This window comes from Acidobacteriota bacterium, assembly GCA_012729555.1.
GTDB lineage: Bacteria > Acidobacteriota > UBA6911 > UBA6911 > UBA6911 > UBA6911.
Map to the genome: position 1 here is coordinate 15,858 of JAAYCX010000047.1, position 18,803 is coordinate 34,660.

Genomic DNA, 18,803 nt, shown 5'->3' on the forward strand with positions numbered 1-18,803 from the left:
GGAGCGGTCTACCGGACCAGCCGGATCGCCAGCCCCTGGGCCCCGGCCGGGTCGAGGGTGAGGCCTCCTGCCTCCGCCTTTCCCCGCAACCCTTCCTTGTCGAGAAACGCCCGCGCCCGCTCGAGCGAGCTCACCTCGAGGACCAGTCCCCGGATCCGGTCCGCCCCGCCCCCGGAAAGGCGGATGGAGGGGCCTGCCATGACCGTGTTCCAGAGCCCCGCGGCTTTCGGACGGCCCAGCAGTTTTGTCCACTCCACCGCGCGGGCCTCCGGGTCGACCGCGGTGACGACCACTTCCGCCACCCGGCGGATCCCGAGCGGCCCTCCCCTGTCGAGCGCCAGCCTGTTGGCCAGCTGCGTCCTGCGGATGCGCGGGTTGAGGTAGGCGGGGCTCGTTTCGTAGAGGAAGAGCGACATGCCCGGCCGCGAAAGGGAAGAGAGCGCGACGGTGGTCCAGAGGGTTCCCGTATCCCCCCCGGGCAGGGGGCCGACCTCGGGGTCCGGGGGGGCGTGGGGGATGCCGCGGACCTTGAGTTCCCTGAGCGCGTCGGCCAGGGGGTAGGGTTCGAACGCCAGGCCCGTGCAGCGCGCCCTCCCCTTTCCGGCCGTTTTGGCGCCCGCGGCCGGCAGGATCGCCAGGGTGACATTCCCGGCCCCCACCCCCCCCGTTTGAAAGGTGCCGCCGTCGCCCGCGCTCCATGCCACGGGCAGGCCGAGCGTCCGGCTGAAAAAACGGAAGAGCCCCGCCGGGTCGTCCGACTCCACGACGATGTGGTCCACCTGCCGGACGATGTGGCTCCGCATGCGTCCCTCTTCGGAGTCCCCTCCCGCGCCCCGTCCGAGCGCCGACACGAGGAGCAGCAGGGTCAACGCGAAGCGGCGGATCATGATCCCTCCCCCCCGGGCGGGACACCCTCCGGCGCCTCCCCTTTTTCCCCGAGCGCGGCGGCGCACCGGCCGCAGAGCCGCTCGAGAAGGGGGAGGGAGCGGGCCCGGTCCGCCGCCAGGCGCAGGTTCGCGAGCCCCGGGGGGACATGCGCGAGATAGCGCCCCAGTCCCCGCTCCCGGGCCAGGAACCCGTAGGCCCCGAGCGCCTGCATCAACCGCTGGGCCGAAGCCTCCCAGAAAGCTTTCCGGAACTCCTCCGGGCCCTCCCCCGGCCCCCGGCAGAAATCGATCAGCTCCTGCCGCTCCGGGCGCGTGAAGGAGACGTAGGGGTCGCAAAGGAGCGAACCCAGGTCGTAGAAACGGCTCCCGAACCGCATCCCCTGGTAATCGATCAGCACCGGGCCCCCCTCCCGGATCATGACGTTCTGCGACTGCAGGTCGCGGTGGACCAGGCACCTCCGGTGCCGCGTCAGCCGGAGCGCCAGCGCCGCCAGTTCGCGCTCCAGCGCGTCCTCTTCCGCGGGGGGGAGGGCGACGCCGCAGAGCCCGAGGACGAAGTGCTCCCGGAAATAATCCCGCTCCCAGCGATACAGGTCGGGGGAGAAGCCCTCCATCAGGGGGACGGGGTCGCGCAGGAACTCCTCCTCGGGCCAGGAGTGCAGCACCGCGACGACCTCGAGTGTCTTCCGGTAGAGGGGGCCGCGGACCTCCCACGGCTCGTTCCGGAGCGTGTAGAGATCTTCGTCCCCCAGGTCTTCCTGGAGGATCAGGCCCCGGGCGGGGTCGTGGTGGAGGATGCGGGGGACCGGTATCCCGATCTCCTCCAGGAACCAGCCGATAGCGGCATGGTAGCCGTTCTCCTTCCTGTCCTGCCCGTACCGGACCAGGATCGCCGAGTCCCCGCTCCCCCAGCGGAGGCGGAAGTAGGCCCGGTCGGACCCCCTCCCCGCGAAAGGGATCCATTCGACCTCCGTTGCGGCGGGGATATCCAGGACCTCCCGGGCGCGCGCCTTGATCCCGGCTTCCGTCATCTCCGCTTCCGTCACCATTTCATGGTCTCCAGGCCCCCCCGTATCCGGTCGTAGGCTTCGGGCGATCCGATATCGGTCCAGGTGCCCCCGTCGATCACGGCCGCGCGGATCGATCCCGGCTGCACCCGGATCCGCCGGAGGAAGAGGTCGATGACGGACGAGGGGCGGGCCGGCTCGATATGCCGAAGCAGGGCCGTTTCCACGACATAGATCCCGGTGAAGAGGCACCGGCGGCTCCCGCGGGTCCCCAGCTCCCCCCGCAGGTCGCATACCTCCCCGCCGTCGTTGACGTCGACGTTCAGGAGCGGCCCCGTGCTGCGCAGGGCCAGGGTGGCCTCCGGCCGCCGCCGCTCGTGCCGCTCGAGCAGGTCGCCGAGGGGAAGATCGGAGATCACGTCGCCATTGTAGCAGACGATGGCCTCGTCGTCCGCGAGGAGATCCTCGATGTTTTTCAAGCCTCCGGCCGTGTCGAGCAGCACCGGTTCGTGGCGGAAGAGAACGGGTTTCCCCCTCCAGGCGCCGTCGGGGAATTTCTCCCGGTACCTTTCGGGGCAGTGGTGGGTGTTGACGATGAAGCGGTCGACCCCGGCCGAGATCAGGTGGTCCATGGCGCAGGTGATGACGCTGCGTCCGCCCGCGGGCAACAGGGGCTTGGGGCACCTTTCCGTCAGCGGCCGGAGACGCAGGCCGAGCCCGGCTCCGGGGATGAAGGCGGTGGTGTAACGGCGTTTCTGTCCCATCCGTTCATAGTAGCCCGACAGGGGGAAAGCACAAGCGGTTTTCGCCCGGCGGGGTCCCTCAGCGGGAGGCGTAGTAGCCCAGCCGGGCGCGCACACTCAGCTCGGGCCGCGCCGGGATGGAAACGCGGATGGCCCGGAAGACCCCGTCGTTGCGCGCACTGGGGGAGTAGTAGCTCAGCAGGTACTGGGCCCGGAGCTCCGCCGCGATCCGGCCGAGCACCGAGTCGAGGTCGTCCGACGGATCGGAAACGAAGGCGGTCCCGCCGGTGGCCGAGGCCAGCAGCGACAGGTCCTCCTGCCCCTTGCGGTTGATGGCGTTCAGCCGGACCGAGGCGCCGCTGGGGTTGATGGCGTAAAAGAGGGTGTCGGAGCGCTGGAGCGCCTCCGCGGCCGCCGCCAGCCCGTGATCGCTCTGGTTGTCCGCCCCGTCGGAGATCACGATCTGCGCCTGGCGCGTTTCCGGTGTCGAGCCCCTGCTCAGCAACCGCGCGGCGCGCACGACCGAATCGAAGAACGCGGTCCCGGTCTTGGTGGGCTCGAGCCGCGCGAGTTCTCCCAGCGCCGCCTCGAGGCCGGGTTCCCGCTCGAGGTGGATGCGCGGACGGTCGCTGAAGGTGACGAGGGTGATGGTGTCCCCCGGCGTCCACACTTTTTCGAGGAAGCGCGCGGCGGCCCGCCGCTCGAACTCGAAGCGGGAATGGACGCTGCCGGACAGGTCGAAGAGGAGGGCGAGGTGCAGCGGCGACTGCCGGGATTCGGCTACGCGGCTGATTTCCACCGGCCGCCCGCTTTCGAAAATCCGGAAATCCCCCGGGGAGAGGTCCCGGATGATGCGGCCGTCCGGGTCGGTGACCGACACGGGGACGGAGACCAGGCTCGAACTGACCCGGATCGTGTGCGGGGAATGGATCCCGGCCGCGTCGGCGCGCGCCGGCCCGTCCGCACGGGGCTGCGCGCGCAGGTTGCCGGCGGGGGGCAGCAGGAGCAGCCCACAGACCGCGGCCGTAAGCGGGGGGACGCGTTTCGCTCTGTGCCGCGGTCTGTGGGCCATGCCGGTTCCCCGTCCCGGGCTATTCGGCCGAAGCCGAGGTCGCCGTCCCGGGGGCCGACATCCCCTTGCTGACGAGGAGGCGGACCTCGACGCGGCGGTTTTCCCTGCGGCCGGCCACGGTCGTGTTGTCCGCCACGGGCTGGGTTTCGCCATAGCCCATCGGCGTGACGAAGCGCCGGAGCGGGATCTGGTGGTTTTCGACCAGGTACTGGGTGACCGCGTCGGCCCGCCTCCGGCTCAGCCGGCGGTTCAGTTCGACGTCGCCGTCGGCGGAGGCGAAGCCGGCCACCTCGACCACGAAGCCGCGTTCCGCCCCGGTCATTTGGGCGAAGGCGTCCAGGTCGGCCTTGTTCTCGGGGGTGAGCGCCGCGCTCCCCGCCCGGAAATTGACCGTCACCATTTCCTTCACTTCATAATCGTCGAGCAGGGTGATCCGCTCGTTGGCGGCGCTGACGCCGGCCCGGGCGCGGTCGGCCGCGGACTGGGCGCCGGCTGCGGCCGTGAGCGCCGAGTCGGCGGTCTCCTGGGCCGCCTTGGCCCCGCCGCGGGCGGAGTTGGAGATGGCGGAGAGCTCCTGGACCTGGCCCGAGAGCCGTTCGGCGTTCTGCTCGGTTTCCCCCAGCCGCGTCCGGGTCTGGCGGAGGTCCTCCTCCACGGGATCGACCCGGACGTCCATCGCCTGGGCGACGATGAGGTCGTCATCCCTGAAGCGGATCTCCCACGCGGTGACGGCGCCCGAACTCCCGCCCGTTCCCTTCACCTCCACCCGCAGGCCCGGGACCAGGTCCGATGCGGAGTAGGTCTTGGCGCCGCGGAAGATGTTGCTCTTCTTTTCCTTCAGCCGGGTGTCCGGCTGCACCTCCACCCGGTAGGCCTGGCCCGAGAGCGAGCGCACCGTCAGGGTATCCCCCTGGTGGTCCAGAATGACCCCGTCGATTTCCATCTTCTGGCCGGTGGAGACCTCGGTAATGTCGGCCTCCTGCGCGGCGTAGCCCGCGGCCGTGAGCGCAAGGGCGAAAACCATAACCAGAAGGGCCGCTCCCTTCCCCTGTATCATCGCTTTCATAACACCTCCTCGATTTCTGGATGAGCCCCGGTCTGCAAATGGGCTCCGTTGCTTTCCAACGCAAGTTCCGTGCCAATACCCAAATCCATGTAAGTTATTGTTTAAAAGTGGCTAACGGATTCGATCGATCCCCGGGGGAGGGGTGGCCCGGGAAAGTTTCCCTGATTCGGCCCCCGCTTCCTGGCTCCCCACCGTAATTCTTGGATCCGGGGGCGGTTTCGCTTAACATAGCAGTCAGAAGAAATCAAAGGGGTGGAGACCGTGATCATTCAGAATCAGCAGCTTCCGGATATGGATCCCGAGGAGACCCAGGAATGGCTCGATTCGCTCCAGGCGGTGGTGCGCGACCGGGGGAAGGCGCGCGCCCGTTCGCTCGTGCGCCTGCTCGTGGATCGCGCCCGGTCGATGGGACTGGAGGTCCCCGAGCTGGTCCAGACCCCGTATATCAACACGATCGATCCCCGGTCCGAGCCCCCTTTCCCCGGCGATGAAGCGATGGAAAAGCGCCTCCGGCGGATCGACCGCTGGAACGCGGTGGTGATGGTGACGCGGGCGAACCGGCGCCATGACGGCATCGGCGGCCACATCTCCACCTACGCCTCCTCGGCCGCCCTATACGGGGTGGGGTTCAACCACTTTTTCCGAGGCAAGGACGACGGGAGGGCGGGCGACCAGGTCTTTTTCCAGGGGCACGCCTCCCCCGGCATTTACGCACGGGCGTTTCTCGAGGGGCGCATTTCGGAAGCGCAGATGGACCGCTTCCGCCGGGAGGTGGAGCCGGGGCAGGGGCTTTCGTCCTACCCGCATCCGCGCCTCATGCCCGATTTCTGGGAGTTTCCCACGGTCTCCATGGGACTCGGCCCGCTGACGGCCCTGTACCAGGCGCGTTTCAACCGCTACCTGCAGGCACGGGGGATCGCCCGCACGGAGGACTCGCGCGTCTGGTGCTTTCTCGGCGACGGGGAGTGCGACGAGCCGGAAGCCCTGGGCTCCCTCTTTCTCGCCTCGCGCGAGAAGCTCGACAACCTCATCTTCGTGGTCAACTGCAACCTCCAGCGGCTGGACGGCCCGGTGCGGGGGAACGGGAAGATCATCCAGGAACTGGAGATGGTTTTCCGCGGCGCCGGCTGGAACGTCCTCAAGGTGATCTGGGGGCGCGAGTGGGACGCGCTCCTCGCGGCGGACCGTGACGGCCTGCTCGTGGAGAAGATGAACGGCACCGTCGACGGTGCCTACCAGAAATACGCCACCGCCGGGGGCGATTATATCCGGGAGCATTTTTTCGGCCCCGATCCCCGGCTGCGGAAGATGGTGGAGCATCTCGAGGACCGCGACCTGGAGAACCTGCGCCGGGGGGGGCACGACTACGTGAAACTGTACGCCGCCTACCGGCGGGCGGTGGAACACAAGGGCTCCCCCACCGTGATCCTCGCCAAGACGGTCAAGGGCTGGGCGCTGGGGGAGGGTTTCCTGGGGAAGAACGTCACCCACCAGCTGAAGAAGATGAATCTCGATCAGCTGCGGGAGTTCCGCGACCTGCTCGAACTCCCCATCACCGACCGGCAGCTGGAGGACGCCCCCTACTACCACCCCGGTCCCGGCAGCCCCGAGCTCGCGTATCTCCGGGAGAGGAAGGAGGCGCTGGGGGGGAGCCTGCCGCGGCGCCTGGTCCGGGGCGGGAGCCTGCGCCTCCCGCCCGACGACGTGTACGCCGAATTCAGGGAAGGGACCGCGCCGGGGCGCGAGGTTTCGACGACCATGGTCTTCGTGCGCCTCCTGCGGCAGCTGCTGCGCGACCCGGAGATCGGCCGGCGCATCGTTCCCATCATTCCGGACGAGGCCCGGACCTTCGGCATGGACGCCATGTTCAAGGAGTTCGGGATCTACTCCTCGCTGGGGCAGCTGTACGAGTCGGTCGACGCCGGGATGCTCCTGAGCTACCACGAGTCCAAGGAGGGCCAGATCCTGGAAGAGGGGATCACGGAGGCGGGGAGCGTGGCCAGTTTCACCGCGGCGGGCACCAGCTACGCCACCCACGGCGAAGCCGTCATCCCTTTTTATATTTTCTATTCCATGTTCGGGTTCCAGCGCACGGGCGACCTCTTCTGGGCCTTCGGCGACGCCCGGGGGCGCGGTTTCGCCCTCGGCGCCACGGCGGGGAGGACCACCCTCAACGGCGAGGGGCTCCAGCACCAGGACGGGCACAGCCACGTGCTGGCTTCGACGGTGCCCAACATCCTGGCCTACGACCCGGCCTTCGCCTTCGAACTGGCCGCCATCGTCCGGGACGGCCTCCGGCGCATGTACGGGCGGGGGGAGGACGTGTTTTACTACCTCACCCTCTACAACGAGAACATCCCCCACCCCGCCATGCCGGAGGGGCCGGAGGACCCGGTGGAGGGAATTCTCAAGGGGCTCTACCTCTTCAGGCCGGCGGAGGAGAAACGGGACCGCCATGTCACCCTCTTCGGCAGCGGGTCGATCATGCGCTCCGTCCTCGCGGCGCAGGAGACGCTCTCGGAGCGCTTCGGGATCTCGTCCGATGTCTGGAGCGCGACCAGCTACCAGCAGCTGCGCCAGGAGGCCCTCGCGACCGACCGCTGGAACCGGCTCCACCCGGAATCGGAACCGCGCCTCCCCTGGGTCAGCCGGGCGCTCGAAGGGGTGGCGGGGCCCTTCGTCGCCGCCACCGATTTCATGAAGATCGTGCCCGATTTCATCCGCCCCTGGGTCCCCGGGCTTTACGTCACCCTGGGGACGGACGGCTACGGGCGCAGCGACACCCGCGAGCGGCTGCGGCGTCATTTCGAGGTCGACGCCGAGAGCATCGCCGTCGCCGCGCTCCACGCGCTCTGCCGGGAAGGCCGGCTGCCGGCGGCGGAGGCGGCGCGCGGCATCCGCGACCTCGGCGTGGACCCGGAGGCTCCCGACCCGCTCCATGCGTGATCGCGGCGCGGGACGGACTCCATGACAGCGAGACGGAGAAGGATATGAGACGAAACCTGGCGGTCTTCTGGATGTGGCTCCTGTGCGCGCCCGGGCTCCTGGCGCAGCAGGTAGCCGTCGAGGAATACGTGCTGCCCAACGGGCTGCGCCTCCTGATGGTGCCCAGGAAGGGGGACCCCAACATCGCCGCCGGGTGGATCGCGCGGGTGGGTTCGGTCAACGAGCGCCAGGGCATCACCGGCATCTCCCACCTGCTCGAACACATGATGTTCAAGGGGACGCGCGTCGTCGGGACCACCGACATCGAACGGGACCTCCGCCTGCTGGCGGAGATGGACGCGCTGAAGGCCGAGATCGGCCGGGAGGAGCGGGCGCAGATCGAGCGCCTCCGGCTGGGCGAGATCGCCGACCTCGGCGACCCGGACAGCCGGACCGGGCGGCACGCCGAGCTCCTCGAGAAGTTCGCCCGGCTCGAGGCGGAGGCCGCGGAGCTGATCGTGCGCAACGAGTTCGACCGGATCTACACCCACGCGGGCGCCAGCGGCATGAACGCGGGGACGGGGCGCGACTACACCGTCTATTTCATCAACGTTCCCGCCAACAAGCTGGAACTCTGGTTCTGGATGGAGTCGGACCGGCTGCTGAACCCCGTCTTCCGCGAGTTCTACCCGGAGCGGGAAGTGGTCCAGGAGGAACGGCGCATGACGGTCGACAGCACCCCCACCGGCCGGCTCGAGGAGCAGTTCGACGCGCTCTTTTTCAGCTCCTCCCCCTACGCCTGGCCCGTCATCGGGTGGCCCAGCGACCTGGGCGGGATCACGCGGGAGGAGGCCGAGGCCTACTTCGGGCTCCACTACGCCCCCAACAACCTGAGCGCCTGCCTCGTGGGGGACTTCGACCCCGCCGAGGCCCGCCGCCTGGCGGACCGCTATTTCGGCCGCCTCCGGCCGAACCCCCGGGGACGCCCGGTGGTCCGGACCCGCGAAATCGAGCAGACGGCCGAAAAGCGGATGGTCGCGCATGCCGAAACCCGTCCCCAGGTGGAGGTCCGCTACCATTCCGTGGCCGACGGGCACGTGGACGAGCCGGCGCTCCTGGTCCTGGGCGCCCTGCTGAGCGGGGAGACCGGGCGGCTTCACAAGGCGCTGGTCCTGGACAAGAAGATCGCCAACAGCGCCTCCGCCGGCCAGAACGGGATGAAGTACGAGGGATACTTCGCCCTGGGAGGCGTGGCCAGGCCCGAGAGCAGCCCCGAGGAGGTGGAGCGGGCGCTCTACGCCGAAATCGAAAGACTGCAGCGGGAGCCGGTCGGGGAGAGGGAACTGGAGAAGGTGAAGAACCAGTTCGCGGCCGACAACCTGCGGAGGATGGAAAGCCGGCTCTACCTCATGCTGCAGCTCCTGGTGGCCGACAGCAACCGGGGCTGGCAGAGCTTCAACGAGGACCCGCGGCGGGTGGCGGCCGTCACCGCGGAGGACGTCCGGCGGGTGGCCGGCCGCTATTTCCGGCCGGAAAACCGGGCGGTCGCCCTCTACTACACGAAGGAGGCGGAGGGCGGCGACGACCCGCTGCTCGAGGGGCTGGACCCGCAGGAGCGGGCGGAACTGGGGCAGTTCAGGGGGGCGGTGGCCGGGATGGGGAGCGAGGAGGCGCGGGCGATCCTCGGGAAGGTCCGGGCCCAGGAGGGTTCGGCGCCGCCCGAAAAACGGAAATACGTGGCCGCCCTCATCCGCCTGCTCGAGGAGAGGATCGCGAAGGAGGGAGACCGATGATGCGACGAAGCGGACGGGTGTGCCTTTCCTGCATTGTCTGGATGTTCGGAGCGTCGATCCTGTTCGGCCAGGGGGAGGGGGCGGTACCGCCGCATCCCCGGGACATCGTCTACCAGCCGCTCGACTACGTCCCTCCGAAGGCGGCGGACCACCGGCAGGCCGTGGCCCCGGGCGTGCCGGTATTCTTCGTCGAGGACCACGATCTCCCGCTCGTTCACGTGTCGGCCTACATCCGCACGGGCGCCTACCTCGACCCCGCCGGGAAGGCGGGGCTCGCGGCCGCCGTGGGGAACCAGCTGCGCTCGGGCGGCACGACGGGCCGCCGGGCGGAGGAATTCGACGAGGAGGCCGATTTCCTGGCCGCGGTCCTCGAAAGTTCGGTCGGTCCGACCGCGGGACGGGCCTCGGTCAATTTCATGGCCAAGGACACGGACCGGGCGCTCGACCTTTTCTTCGACATGCTGCGCCGCCCCGCCTTCGAGCAGGACCGGCTCGACCTCTACAAGGGGCGGCAGCTGCAGGCCATGGAGCGGCGCAACGACCAGACGAATGAGATCGAGAGCCGGGAATGGAGCCGCCTCCTCTTCGGGGAGGACCACTTCTCCAACCGCCACAGCACGCGGGAGTCGATCTCCTCGCTCACCCGGGAGGACCTGATCGAGTTTCACCGGCGCTGCTTTCATCCCGGGAACCTGATCCTGGCCGTCTCGGGCGATTTCCGGACCGCGGAGATGAAAGCGGCGCTGGAGCGGGCGATGTCCGGTTGGGAGAAGGGCGAGGGCGCGCCCCCGGTCCCCCCGCCGGACGCGTCTCCCTCCCCCGGAATCTACATGGTCGACAAGCCGGATGTGAACCAGGCCCGGGTTTCGCTCGGACACCGCGGGATCCGGCGCGGGGACCAGGACGAGATCGTCGTGGACGTCATGAACGACATCCTGGGCGGCTCCGGGTTCACCTCCCGGATCATGAGCCGGGTGCGGACCGAGGAGGGGCTGGCCTACGACACCGGCTCCCGCTACGCGGCGGGCATTTATTACCCGGGGGATTTCCGGGCCTGGTTCCAGACCAAAAGCGCGGCCGCGGCCCGGGCGGCGCGCATCGTGATCGAGGAGATCGAGCGGATGCGCCGGACCAGGGTGGATCCCGGGGAGCTGGAAACCGTGAAGAACCAGGCGGTGGAGATCTTCCCCCGCATCTTCGCCACGGCGCGCGCCACGGCCGACACCTTCGCCGCGGACGCCTACACCGGGCGCGACCCCCGTTTCTGGGACACCTACCGGGACAGGGTCCGGGCGGTCACCGTCGACGACGTTCATCGTGCGGCCAATGCCCACCTCCATCCGGACGGCCTCGTGATCCTCGCGGTCGGCAATGTCGACGAGGTGCTCCGGGGGGACCCGGCCCGGCCCGAGGACTCGTTCGGGAAGATGGGGAGGGGCGGCATCGTCCGCATCCCGCTCCCCGACCCGATGACGATGGAGTACCCGAAGTAGGGGCGCGGGCCCGTCAGCGGTCCACGTACCCCCCCCGGGTGCGGGCCTTGAGCCCCGGGCGGGTGACGACGGCCTTCACCTCGCGGAAGGAGCCGTCGTGCTTCAGGTTCCGGGGGTAGTACCCCAGGCTGTACAGGTTGCGGAGTTCGCGGGCGATGCGGGCGAAGGCCGGGCCCAGGTCGGCCTCGCGCGAGGAGTCGACCAGGAGCCCGCCGCTCGATCGCGCCAGGGCCTCGAGGTATTTCCGGCCGGCGTCGCGCTCGGGGCCGTCGCGCCGCGAGGGGACGGGGATGGGGCTCCAGCGCGGGGCGCGCTTTTTGCCGGGGGCGAAATAGACGCTGTAGATGGGGGCTTCGGTCCGGCGCGCGAGTTCCAGCGTCTCCTCCCGGCTCACCGATTCGCTCCGGTTGTCGATCCCGTCGCTCAGGATCACCATCGCCTTGCGCCCGTATTCCAGTTTCAGGACCTGCTCCATCGTGAGCCAGACCGCTTCGTAGACCGCGCTCAGCCCCCCCGGACGGATTTTCCGGATCGCTTCCGGGTTCTTCCGGTGATAGATGCTGAAGGGTTCGATCAGGGTGACCTCGTCCGCGAAGGAGACGACGGCGGCCGCATCGTCCTCCCGCAGGAGCCTCACGAAGCGCATCGCCTCCGCCTGGATCCGGGAGAGCTGCGACTCGGTGCTCCCGCTCGTGTCGATCACGAGCGCCACCGAGATGGGGTCCTCCACCGCGGCGAAGGCTGCGATCTCCTGCGGAACGCCGTCCTCGAAAACCCGGAAGTCTTCCCTCGTGAGCCCCGTGACGTAGCCGCCGTCGCCCGAGGTGACCACCACCGGCAGGGACACCATCTCCACGGCCGCCCGGATCGTGCTCCCGGCCCGCGGCGGGGGGGCATCGGGCGGCTCGGTCCGGGCCGCCGGCCCCTGACCGAGTCCGGCGAGCGTGGCGATCAAAACCGCCGTCAGTTTCAGGGTGCGTTTCATGGCGTTGTCATCCCCGGTTCAGGCGGGCGGGGCCCGAAACCGCGCGGGAGTGCGCGTCGAAAAAGCGCAGCGGCCACCCGGCCGCCTCGCCCGCGTAGGCCACGCCGATGCGGGGGGTCGCCCGGATGGTGCGCGGCCGGTCCGGGCCGCGGGCGAGGCGCACCTTTCCCCCCGCGAGCAGGTCCATGCCGCTCGCGGCGGTGGTGATTCCCAATCCCCGGCAGAGGCGTCCCGGGCCGCTCAGGAGTTTTTCCGGGGCCCCCGCCGGGGCTTCGGCCGCCCGCAGCAGCACCGCCTCGGCCAGCCCCTCGGTCCTCGTGACGACGTTGGCGCAGTGATGCATGCCGTAGACCAGGTAAACGTACAGGTGCCCCCCGTCCCGGTACATCGGCTCCACGCGCGGCGTGCGCCTCCCCCGGCAGGAATGGGCCGCCGGGTCGTCCCGTCCGAGGTAGGCCTCCGTCTCCACGATCCGCGCCCCGTACCAGTGGCCCCCGTGCCGGCACGCGATCCAGGCGCCGATGAGCCCGCGTGCCGCCCTGGCGGTGTCCCCGCGCAGGAAGGAGCGGGGGATCTCCTCCAGCCCCGCGAACGTTTCGTCGAAGCGGAGCCGGGGATCGGGCGCCGGCGTCATTTCGACCCCGGCCCGAACAGCCGACCGAGGATCTCCTCCAGGCGCGGGTAGCGGAACCGGTAGCCCGACCGCTCGAGCTTGCCCGGCGAGACGCGGGCGCTGGCCAGGAGAAGCTCATCGGCCATCTGCCCGAAGGCCAGGCGCGCGGCGAAGGCCGGAAGGGCCGTGAAGGCCGGGCGGCCGAGCGCGCGTGCCAGGACCCGGGCAAACTCCGCGTTGGTGACCGGATGGGGCGAGACCGTGTTGACGGGGCCGTGCAGGTCGTCGTGCCCGATCGCGTGGAGGATGACGCCGACCAGGTCGTCGAGCGCAATCCAGCTCATGTACTGCCGGCCGCTGCCGATGCGGCCCCCGAAACCGGCGCGAAAGGCCGGGAGCATCCGGTCGAGCGCCCCCCCCGCGCGCTCAGGACCATGCCGAGCCGGGGGTGGACCACCCGGATGCCGCGCGCGGCGGCCGGGGCGGCTTCCGCCTCCCACGCCCGGCATACCTCGGCGAGAAAACCGGTTCCCGGGCCGCTCTCCTCGTCGAGCGCCTCCTCCCCCCGGTTTCCGTAATACCCCACGGCCGAAACGCTGACCAGCACCCGGGGGGGGCGATCCGTCCGGGCGAGCGCCCCGGCCAGGAGCCGCGTCCCCAGGACGCGGCTCTCGAGGATCCGGCGTTTCCGCTCCGCCGTCCAGCGCCCGGAGGCGATGTTTTCGCCGGCAAGGTGGACCACCGCGTCCAGCCCCTCCAGGGAAGAGGGGTCCAGGGTCCCGGCTTCGATGTCCCAGCGGATTTCATCGGCCCCCCGGGGGGGGCGGCGGACCATGTGCAGGGCGCGGTGCCCGTTTGCGGCCAGGTGGGAGACCAGGGCGGACCCGACGAGCCCGGTGGATCCCGTGATCAGGATTTTCATGGCGGCCTCGCGTTCCGGCATCCGCTCCCGGTTTCAGGCCATGGACCGGCCCAGGACCGGGGCGATCTGCCCGATTTCCCTCATCAGCTGCTCGAACTCGACCGGGTCGAGGGACTGGTTCCCGTCCGACATCGCCTGTTCGGGGTGGGAATGCACCTCGATGATCAACCCGTCGGCGCCGACGGCGACGGCCGCCCGGGACATGGGGATCACCTTCTCCCGGCGGCCGGTGCCATGGCTGGGATCGACGATGATGGGGAGGTGGCTGGCGTGCTGCACCGCGGGGACGACGCTCAGATCGAGGGTGTTGCGCGTGTGATCGGCGAAGGTCCGTATCCCCCGTTCGCACAGGATCACGCGGTAATTCCCCTCGGAGAGGATGTACTCGGCCGCCATGAGCAGCTCGTCCAGGGTCGCCGCATTGCCCCGCTTGAGCAGCACCGGGCTGCTTGAGCGGCCCACCCGTTTCAGGAGCGAGAAATTCTGCATGTTGCGCGCGCCGACCTGGATGATGTCGGCGTAGCGCTCCACCAGGTCGACGCTCTCGACGTCGACCGCCTCGGTGACGATCTTGAGACCGAACTCCTCCCGCACCTCGGCCAGGATCTGGAGTCCCTCCAGGGCGAGGCCCTGGAAGCTGTAGGGCGAGGTCCTCGGCTTGAAGGCCCCTCCCCGGAAGAGGCGGGCGCCCGCGGCGGCGACCCGGGAGGCCGTTTCCCGGGCCTGCTGCCGGCTTTCCACGGCGCACGGCCCCGCGATGACGGCCAGTTGCCCGCCCCCGATGCGGACCCCGTCCCCGAGGTCGATGACGGTCGTGTCTTCCTTGAGTTCGCGTCCCACCAGCTTGTAGGGCTTCGATACCGGGACGCATTCACCGACGCCGGGGAGCGCCTCCAGCGCAAAGGGTTCCACCGGCGCCCGGTTGCCGGTGATGCCGATCGCGGTCCGGGTGCTTCCGGGGATCGGGTGGGGCTTGAACCCCATCGACTCGATCTTGCGGCATACGGCGTCGATCTCCTCCCGGGTCGCGTTCGACTTCATCATGACCAGCATCGGGCACTCTCCTCCAGTGGGTCTTAAAGCCCCATTCTAATACAATCCGGGTGGAGGGGACAGCGGCCATTTTGCGGCCGCGGGGGAGGGATCAGAGCGCGCTCTCGAGGATGGCGCAGAGCTCTTCCCGCTCGAGCGGGAGGGGGTTCCCCCGCATGCTGCTCGATCGGACCCCCTGCGAGGCGACGGCGCCCAGATCCTCGCGCGTGAGCCCGAAGGCGCCGAGGCGCGGCAGCCCGAGGTCCGCGACCAGCCGCTCGAGCCATTCTATCCCGTCCTCGGCGCCGGCGCGGCCGTCGCCCGTCAGCAGCCGGGCGACTTCGTCCATGCGCGCGAGCGCCGGGGACCCGGGCGCCCGGGAGCGCAGGGCCGAAAGGTTGACGCCGAGCGCACCCGGCAGCAACCGGGCGCAGACGATCCCGTGTGGCACGGGAAACATGCCGCCGAGGGGGGCGGCCAGCCCGTGCACGGCGCCGAGCCCGGCATTGGCCAGCGCCAGGCCGCCGAACAGGCTGGCCAGCGCCATGTTTTCGCGCGCTTCCATGTCGTCGCCGTCCGCGCAGGCCGCGCGCAGCCAGCGGGCGGCGCGGCGGATCCCGTCGCGGCAGAGACCGTCGGTCAGGGGATGGGAGCGCACGCTCAGCAACGGTTCCACGAGCTGCGTCAGCGCGTCCAGGCCGGTGGAGGCCGTCAGGGAAGGGGGGAGGGAGCGGGTGAGTTCCGGGTCCACGACGGCCAGGCGCGGGAGCATCATGGGGCTGCGCAGGCTGACTTTGACGCGCTGTTCGGGCGCGATGAGGACGGCGTTGCGGGTGACCTCGCAGCCGGTTCCGGCCGTGGTGGGGAGGCAGATGCAGGGGGCCGGGGGATGGGGGAGGGGGTTGCCCCGTCCGACCACCTCCAGGTAATCGAGCGGGTCCCCGGGATTGGTGAGGAGCGCCGCGATCGCCTTGGCGGCGTCGAGCACGCTCCCCCCGCCGCACCCGATGACGGCCGCGCACCCTTCCGCCCCGGCCCGCGCGACCCCCGCCGATACCACGGGGAGGGTCGGCTCGCCGGGAACGGAGAAAAGGGTGAAGCCGACGCGCGCGGCGCGCAGTTTTTCCAGAAGCGGTTGGAGCCGCCCGGGCCGGCTTCCGCCGACCACCAGGGCACGGAGGCCGAGGGACGCGGCTTCGGAGGCGGCCTCCGACACCTTTCCGGGGCCGAAGACGATGCGGGTGGCGGTGGCGAACTCGAAGGCGAGGGTCATAGGCGACGATCCGGGCTGAAACTTCCGGCTCCCGGCTGGTACTATAGCAGATTGAAGGGAGGAGAGGCGGATTTCCCGTCGCGGGTGCCGCCCGGCGAGCGTCATGTTTCCTTTGAAGGACGACAACCCGACCCAAAGCACGCCCGTGGTCACGATCTCCCTGATCGCGGTCAACCTGGTCGTCTTCCTCTACCAGCTGTCCCTTCCCCCGGGATCGGCCGAACGGTTCATTTACCAGTACGGGAGCATCCCCGCGGTGGTGACCGGGCTCGGCCGGCTGTCGGCCGACCTGGCCGCCGTCCCCCCGCTCGCGAGCGTGCTGACCAGCATGTTCCTTCACGGCGGCTGGATGCACCTCGTCGGAAACATGTGGTTCCTCTGGATCTTCGGCAACAACATCGAGGAGGCGACGGGCCGTTTCCGGTTCGTCCTCTTTTACCTGGCGTGCGGCCTGGCGGCGGGAGCGGCCCACATCCTGGCCAACCCCGATTCGGTCATCCCCGCCATCGGCGCCAGCGGCGCCATCGGCGGCGTGCTGGGCGCCTACATCATGCTGTACCCCAGGGCGCGCGTGCATACCCTGATCTTTCTCTTCGTCTTCATCCGGGTCCTGTATCTCCCCGCCGGGGTCATCCTGGGGTACTGGTTCGTTCTTCAGCTCCTCGGCGGCAGCACCACGGCGGGGGCGGCGGGCGGGGTGGCGTTCTGGGCCCATGTCGGCGGGTTCGTCGCGGGGGTGGTGTTGGTGGGGGCGTTCAAGAAAAGAAGCGTGAGGTTTTTCAACCCGCCCCATGGCGCGCCGCTGATGCGGGCGATGGGAGATTGAGCCCGCCGGCCAGGCATAGTATAGTGAAGACTCTCAAGGAGGAGGATTTCGAATGAAAGCTGCCGCCATCATCATCTGCGGGGCCGTGCTCCTGGCCGTCGGCGTGGCCGTCACGCTCGGACTGGACTCGACGGCGGACCAGGGGAGGGAGGTCTACGCCATGCAGAAATGCGCCCTCTGCCACTCCGTTTCCGGCATCGGTGGGAAGAAGATGGCGCTCGACGGGGTCGGGTCCCGGCTCAAGCCGGAAGAGATCCGGAAATGGATCCAGAGCCCCAGGAGCATGAAAGCGGACACCACCATGAAGGCCTACCCGAACCTCCCCGAAAAGGCTCTCCGCGACCTGGTCGCCTACCTGGCGACCCTGAAATAAAAAGGGGGCGGCCGCCGGCCGCCCCCCTGGCGTTCCTCCCGTCTTCGATCTAGGCGTTGGCCAGCGCGGCTTCGAGGTCCGCCTCGACGGTCGTGATCGGCTTGATGTTGAACTTTTCCACCAGAACGTTGAGCACGGGCGGCGTGACGAAGGCCGGCAGAGTCGGGCCGAGACGGATGTTCCTGATCCCCAGGTGCAGGAGCGAGAGGAGGATGACGCACGCCTTCTGCTCGTACCAGGAGAGGATGAGCGACAGCGGCAGGTCGTTGACGCCGCAGCCGAAGGCCTCGGCCAGGGCCCCGGCCACCTTGATGGCCGAATAGGCGTCGTTGCACTGGCCGCAGTCGAGCAGCCTGGGGATGCCGCCGATGTCGCCGAACTCCAGCTTGTTGAAGCGGTACTTGCCGCAGGCCAGGGTCAGGATGGCGCAGTCCTTCGGGACGGCCTCGGCGAACTCGGTGTAGTAGTTGCGCCCCGATTTGGCCCCGTCGCAGCCGCCGATGAGGAAGAAGTGGCGCAGCTGCCCCCCCTTGACCGCCTCGATGACCTTGTCGGCGACCCCCAGGATGGCGTTGTGGCCGAAGCCCACGAGAATCGTCTTTTCCGGTTCGTCCGCTTCGAACCCCGGCTCGGCCAGGGCGGCCGCGATGACGGGGGAGAAGTCCCGATCGGAGATGTGGGTGACCCCGGGCCAGGCGACCAGGCCGCAGGTGAAGATGCGGCCCTTGTAGGAGTCGCGCGGGGCCTGGATGCAATTGGTGGTCATGAGAATGGCGCCCGGGAAGGCGGCGAATTCCTTCGCCTGGTCCTGCCAGGCCCCGCCGTAGTTCCCGACGAGGTGGGGGAATTTCTTGAGTTCGGGGTAGCCGTGGGCCGGAAGCATCTCGCCGTGCGTGTAGACGTTGATCCCCTTCCCGCTGGTCTGCTCGAGCAGGGCGGCCAGGTCCTTGAGGTCATGGCCCGATACCAGGATCGCCTTCCCCTTGACCGGGGTGACGCGGACCGGGGTCGGGACGGGGTCGCCAAAGGTGCCGGTGTGGACCGCATCGAGCATCCCCATCACGGAGAGGTTGACCTCTCCGCATTTCAGGTTCAGTTCCAGGAGCCGGCCCAGGTCGAGGGCGGGCCGGGCTATGTAGTCCATGGCCTCATGGATGAAGGCGTAGACCTTGTCGTCCTCCTTTCCCAGGATGTAGGCGTGATCCACGTAAGCGGCCATCCCCTTCAGGCCGTAGGTCAGCAGTTCTCGGAGCCCGGTCAGGTCGTCCCCCAGCGACGCCTTCGCGGCCGCGATGCCGATCCCCGCCGCCTGGTCGAGGAGGCCGTCGCGGGTTTGGGCCGGCGTCCATGCGGCCGGCCCCTGCACGATCTCGGGGGTTTTCCCCTCCTTTTTGCAGGCGTCCTCGTACAGGGCCCGGGTCGCGTCCTTCACGCCCGCCCCTTTGCGGATCAGGGCTTCCACCCGCGCGGCGTCGAAGTTGACGTTCGTGACCGTGGTGAAGAGGGCCTCGACCACGAAGGTATCGGCCTGCGGGGTCTTCATCCCGCACTGTCGCGCCCGGACGGCATACTGGCTGATCCCCTTGGCGGCGTACAGGAGGAGATCCTGCAACGCCGCCGTGACCGGGTCTTTCCCGCAAACGCCCACCTTCTCGCAACCGCGGCCGGCGGCCGTCTGTTCACATTGGTAGCAAAACATGTTCATAGTCTCGTCTCCCGGAAATTATTGGTTGTCCGCGTACGATCGATAGCATACTTTGAGCTGTGCGGGACGACATTGACCCAGATCAAGA

The 18,803-nt window shown here is 69.2% G+C and carries 15 protein-coding genes and 1 pseudogene; 5 read left to right on the plus strand and 11 right to left on the minus strand.

What is annotated here, in order from left to right; translation table 11 throughout:
- Positions 1-8: 8 nt before the first annotated feature.
- The 5 genes from GXY47_09525 to GXY47_09545 are packed head-to-tail and all read right to left on the minus strand — an operon-like array spanning position 9 to position 4,775.
- Positions 9-887 (minus strand): hypothetical protein, encoded by an 879-nt coding sequence (locus GXY47_09525; GenBank protein NLV31383.1) that lies wholly within the window; start codon positions 885-887, stop codon positions 9-11.
- Positions 884-1,936: a phosphotransferase gene (locus tag GXY47_09530; protein ID NLV31384.1), complete on the minus strand. Its 1,053-nt coding sequence runs from the start codon at positions 1,934-1,936 to the stop codon at positions 884-886. Before GXY47_09530 ends, GXY47_09525 begins: the two co-directional genes overlap by 4 nt.
- A complete protein-coding gene (locus GXY47_09535; protein NLV31385.1) occupies positions 1,930-2,658 on the minus strand; it encodes a hypothetical protein in 729 nt (242 codons plus the stop codon). The genes GXY47_09530 and GXY47_09535 overlap by 7 nt, the downstream gene beginning before the upstream one ends.
- 58 nt (positions 2,659-2,716) lie before the next feature.
- Positions 2,717-3,709 carry a VWA domain-containing protein gene (locus GXY47_09540; protein ID NLV31386.1) on the minus strand — a complete coding sequence of 331 codons (993 nt, stop codon included), beginning with the start codon at positions 3,707-3,709 and terminating at the stop codon, positions 2,717-2,719.
- A 19-nt stretch (positions 3,710-3,728) separates the two neighbouring features.
- A complete protein-coding gene (locus tag GXY47_09545) occupies positions 3,729-4,775 on the minus strand; it encodes an OmpA family protein (GenBank protein ID NLV31387.1) in 1,047 nt (348 codons plus the stop codon).
- A gap of 291 nt (positions 4,776-5,066) precedes the next feature.
- On the opposite strand from GXY47_09545, the gene aceE reads away from it, so the two are divergent.
- Genes aceE through GXY47_09560 form a run of 3 tightly spaced genes read left to right on the plus strand, consistent with a single transcriptional unit; the run spans position 5,067 to position 10,986 of the window.
- Positions 5,067-7,721: a pyruvate dehydrogenase (acetyl-transferring), homodimeric type gene (gene aceE, locus GXY47_09550; GenBank protein NLV31388.1), complete on the plus strand. Its 2,655-nt coding sequence runs from the start codon at positions 5,067-5,069 to the stop codon at positions 7,719-7,721.
- Between the two features lie 44 nt (positions 7,722-7,765).
- Entirely contained in the window at positions 7,766-9,493 is a 1,728-nt protein-coding gene (locus GXY47_09555; GenBank protein NLV31389.1) for an insulinase family protein, read from the plus strand.
- Positions 9,490-10,986 (plus strand): insulinase family protein, encoded by a 1,497-nt coding sequence (locus GXY47_09560; GenBank protein NLV31390.1) that lies wholly within the window; start codon positions 9,490-9,492, stop codon positions 10,984-10,986. The genes GXY47_09555 and GXY47_09560 overlap by 4 nt, the downstream gene beginning before the upstream one ends.
- Positions 10,987-10,999: 13 nt before the next feature.
- Here GXY47_09560 and GXY47_09565 read toward each other — a convergent pair whose 3' ends face one another.
- From GXY47_09565 to GXY47_09585, 5 genes and pseudogenes are all read right to left on the minus strand, one after another.
- On the minus strand, positions 11,000-11,971 hold the full coding sequence (locus GXY47_09565) for a VWA domain-containing protein (protein NLV31391.1): 972 nt from the start codon (positions 11,969-11,971) through the stop codon (positions 11,000-11,002).
- A 7-nt stretch (positions 11,972-11,978) separates the two neighbouring features.
- Complete coding sequence (locus tag GXY47_09570) at positions 11,979-12,605, minus strand: DNA-3-methyladenine glycosylase (GenBank protein NLV31392.1); 627 nt, start codon at positions 12,603-12,605, stop codon at positions 11,979-11,981.
- Positions 12,602-13,506, minus strand: a pseudogene (locus GXY47_09575) (TIGR01777 family protein). The gene GXY47_09570 and the pseudogene GXY47_09575 overlap by 4 nt, the downstream one beginning before the upstream one ends.
- A 33-nt stretch (positions 13,507-13,539) precedes the next feature.
- On the minus strand, positions 13,540-14,559 hold the full coding sequence (gene aroF, locus GXY47_09580; protein ID NLV31393.1) for a 3-deoxy-7-phosphoheptulonate synthase: 1,020 nt from the start codon (positions 14,557-14,559) through the stop codon (positions 13,540-13,542).
- A gap of 91 nt (positions 14,560-14,650) precedes the next feature.
- Positions 14,651-15,811 carry an iron-containing alcohol dehydrogenase gene (locus GXY47_09585; GenBank protein ID NLV31394.1) on the minus strand — a complete coding sequence of 387 codons (1,161 nt, stop codon included), beginning with the start codon at positions 15,809-15,811 and terminating at the stop codon, positions 14,651-14,653.
- 103 nt (positions 15,812-15,914) lie between these two features.
- On the opposite strand from GXY47_09585, the gene GXY47_09590 reads away from it, so the two are divergent.
- Both GXY47_09590 and GXY47_09595 read left to right on the plus strand, forming a co-directional pair.
- A complete protein-coding gene (locus GXY47_09590) occupies positions 15,915-16,637 on the plus strand; it encodes a rhomboid family intramembrane serine protease (protein NLV31395.1) in 723 nt (240 codons plus the stop codon).
- 52 nt (positions 16,638-16,689) lie between these two features.
- The gene (locus GXY47_09595; GenBank protein ID NLV31396.1) at positions 16,690-17,010 is read left to right on the plus strand and encodes a cytochrome c; all 321 of its coding nucleotides are present in this window, start codon (positions 16,690-16,692) and stop codon (positions 17,008-17,010) included.
- Between the two features lie 49 nt (positions 17,011-17,059).
- On the opposite strand, the gene hcp is transcribed toward GXY47_09595, so the two are convergent.
- Complete coding sequence (gene hcp / locus GXY47_09600) at positions 17,060-18,709, minus strand: hydroxylamine reductase (GenBank protein NLV31397.1); 1,650 nt, start codon at positions 18,707-18,709, stop codon at positions 17,060-17,062.
- Between the last annotated feature and the right edge of the window lie 94 nt (positions 18,710-18,803).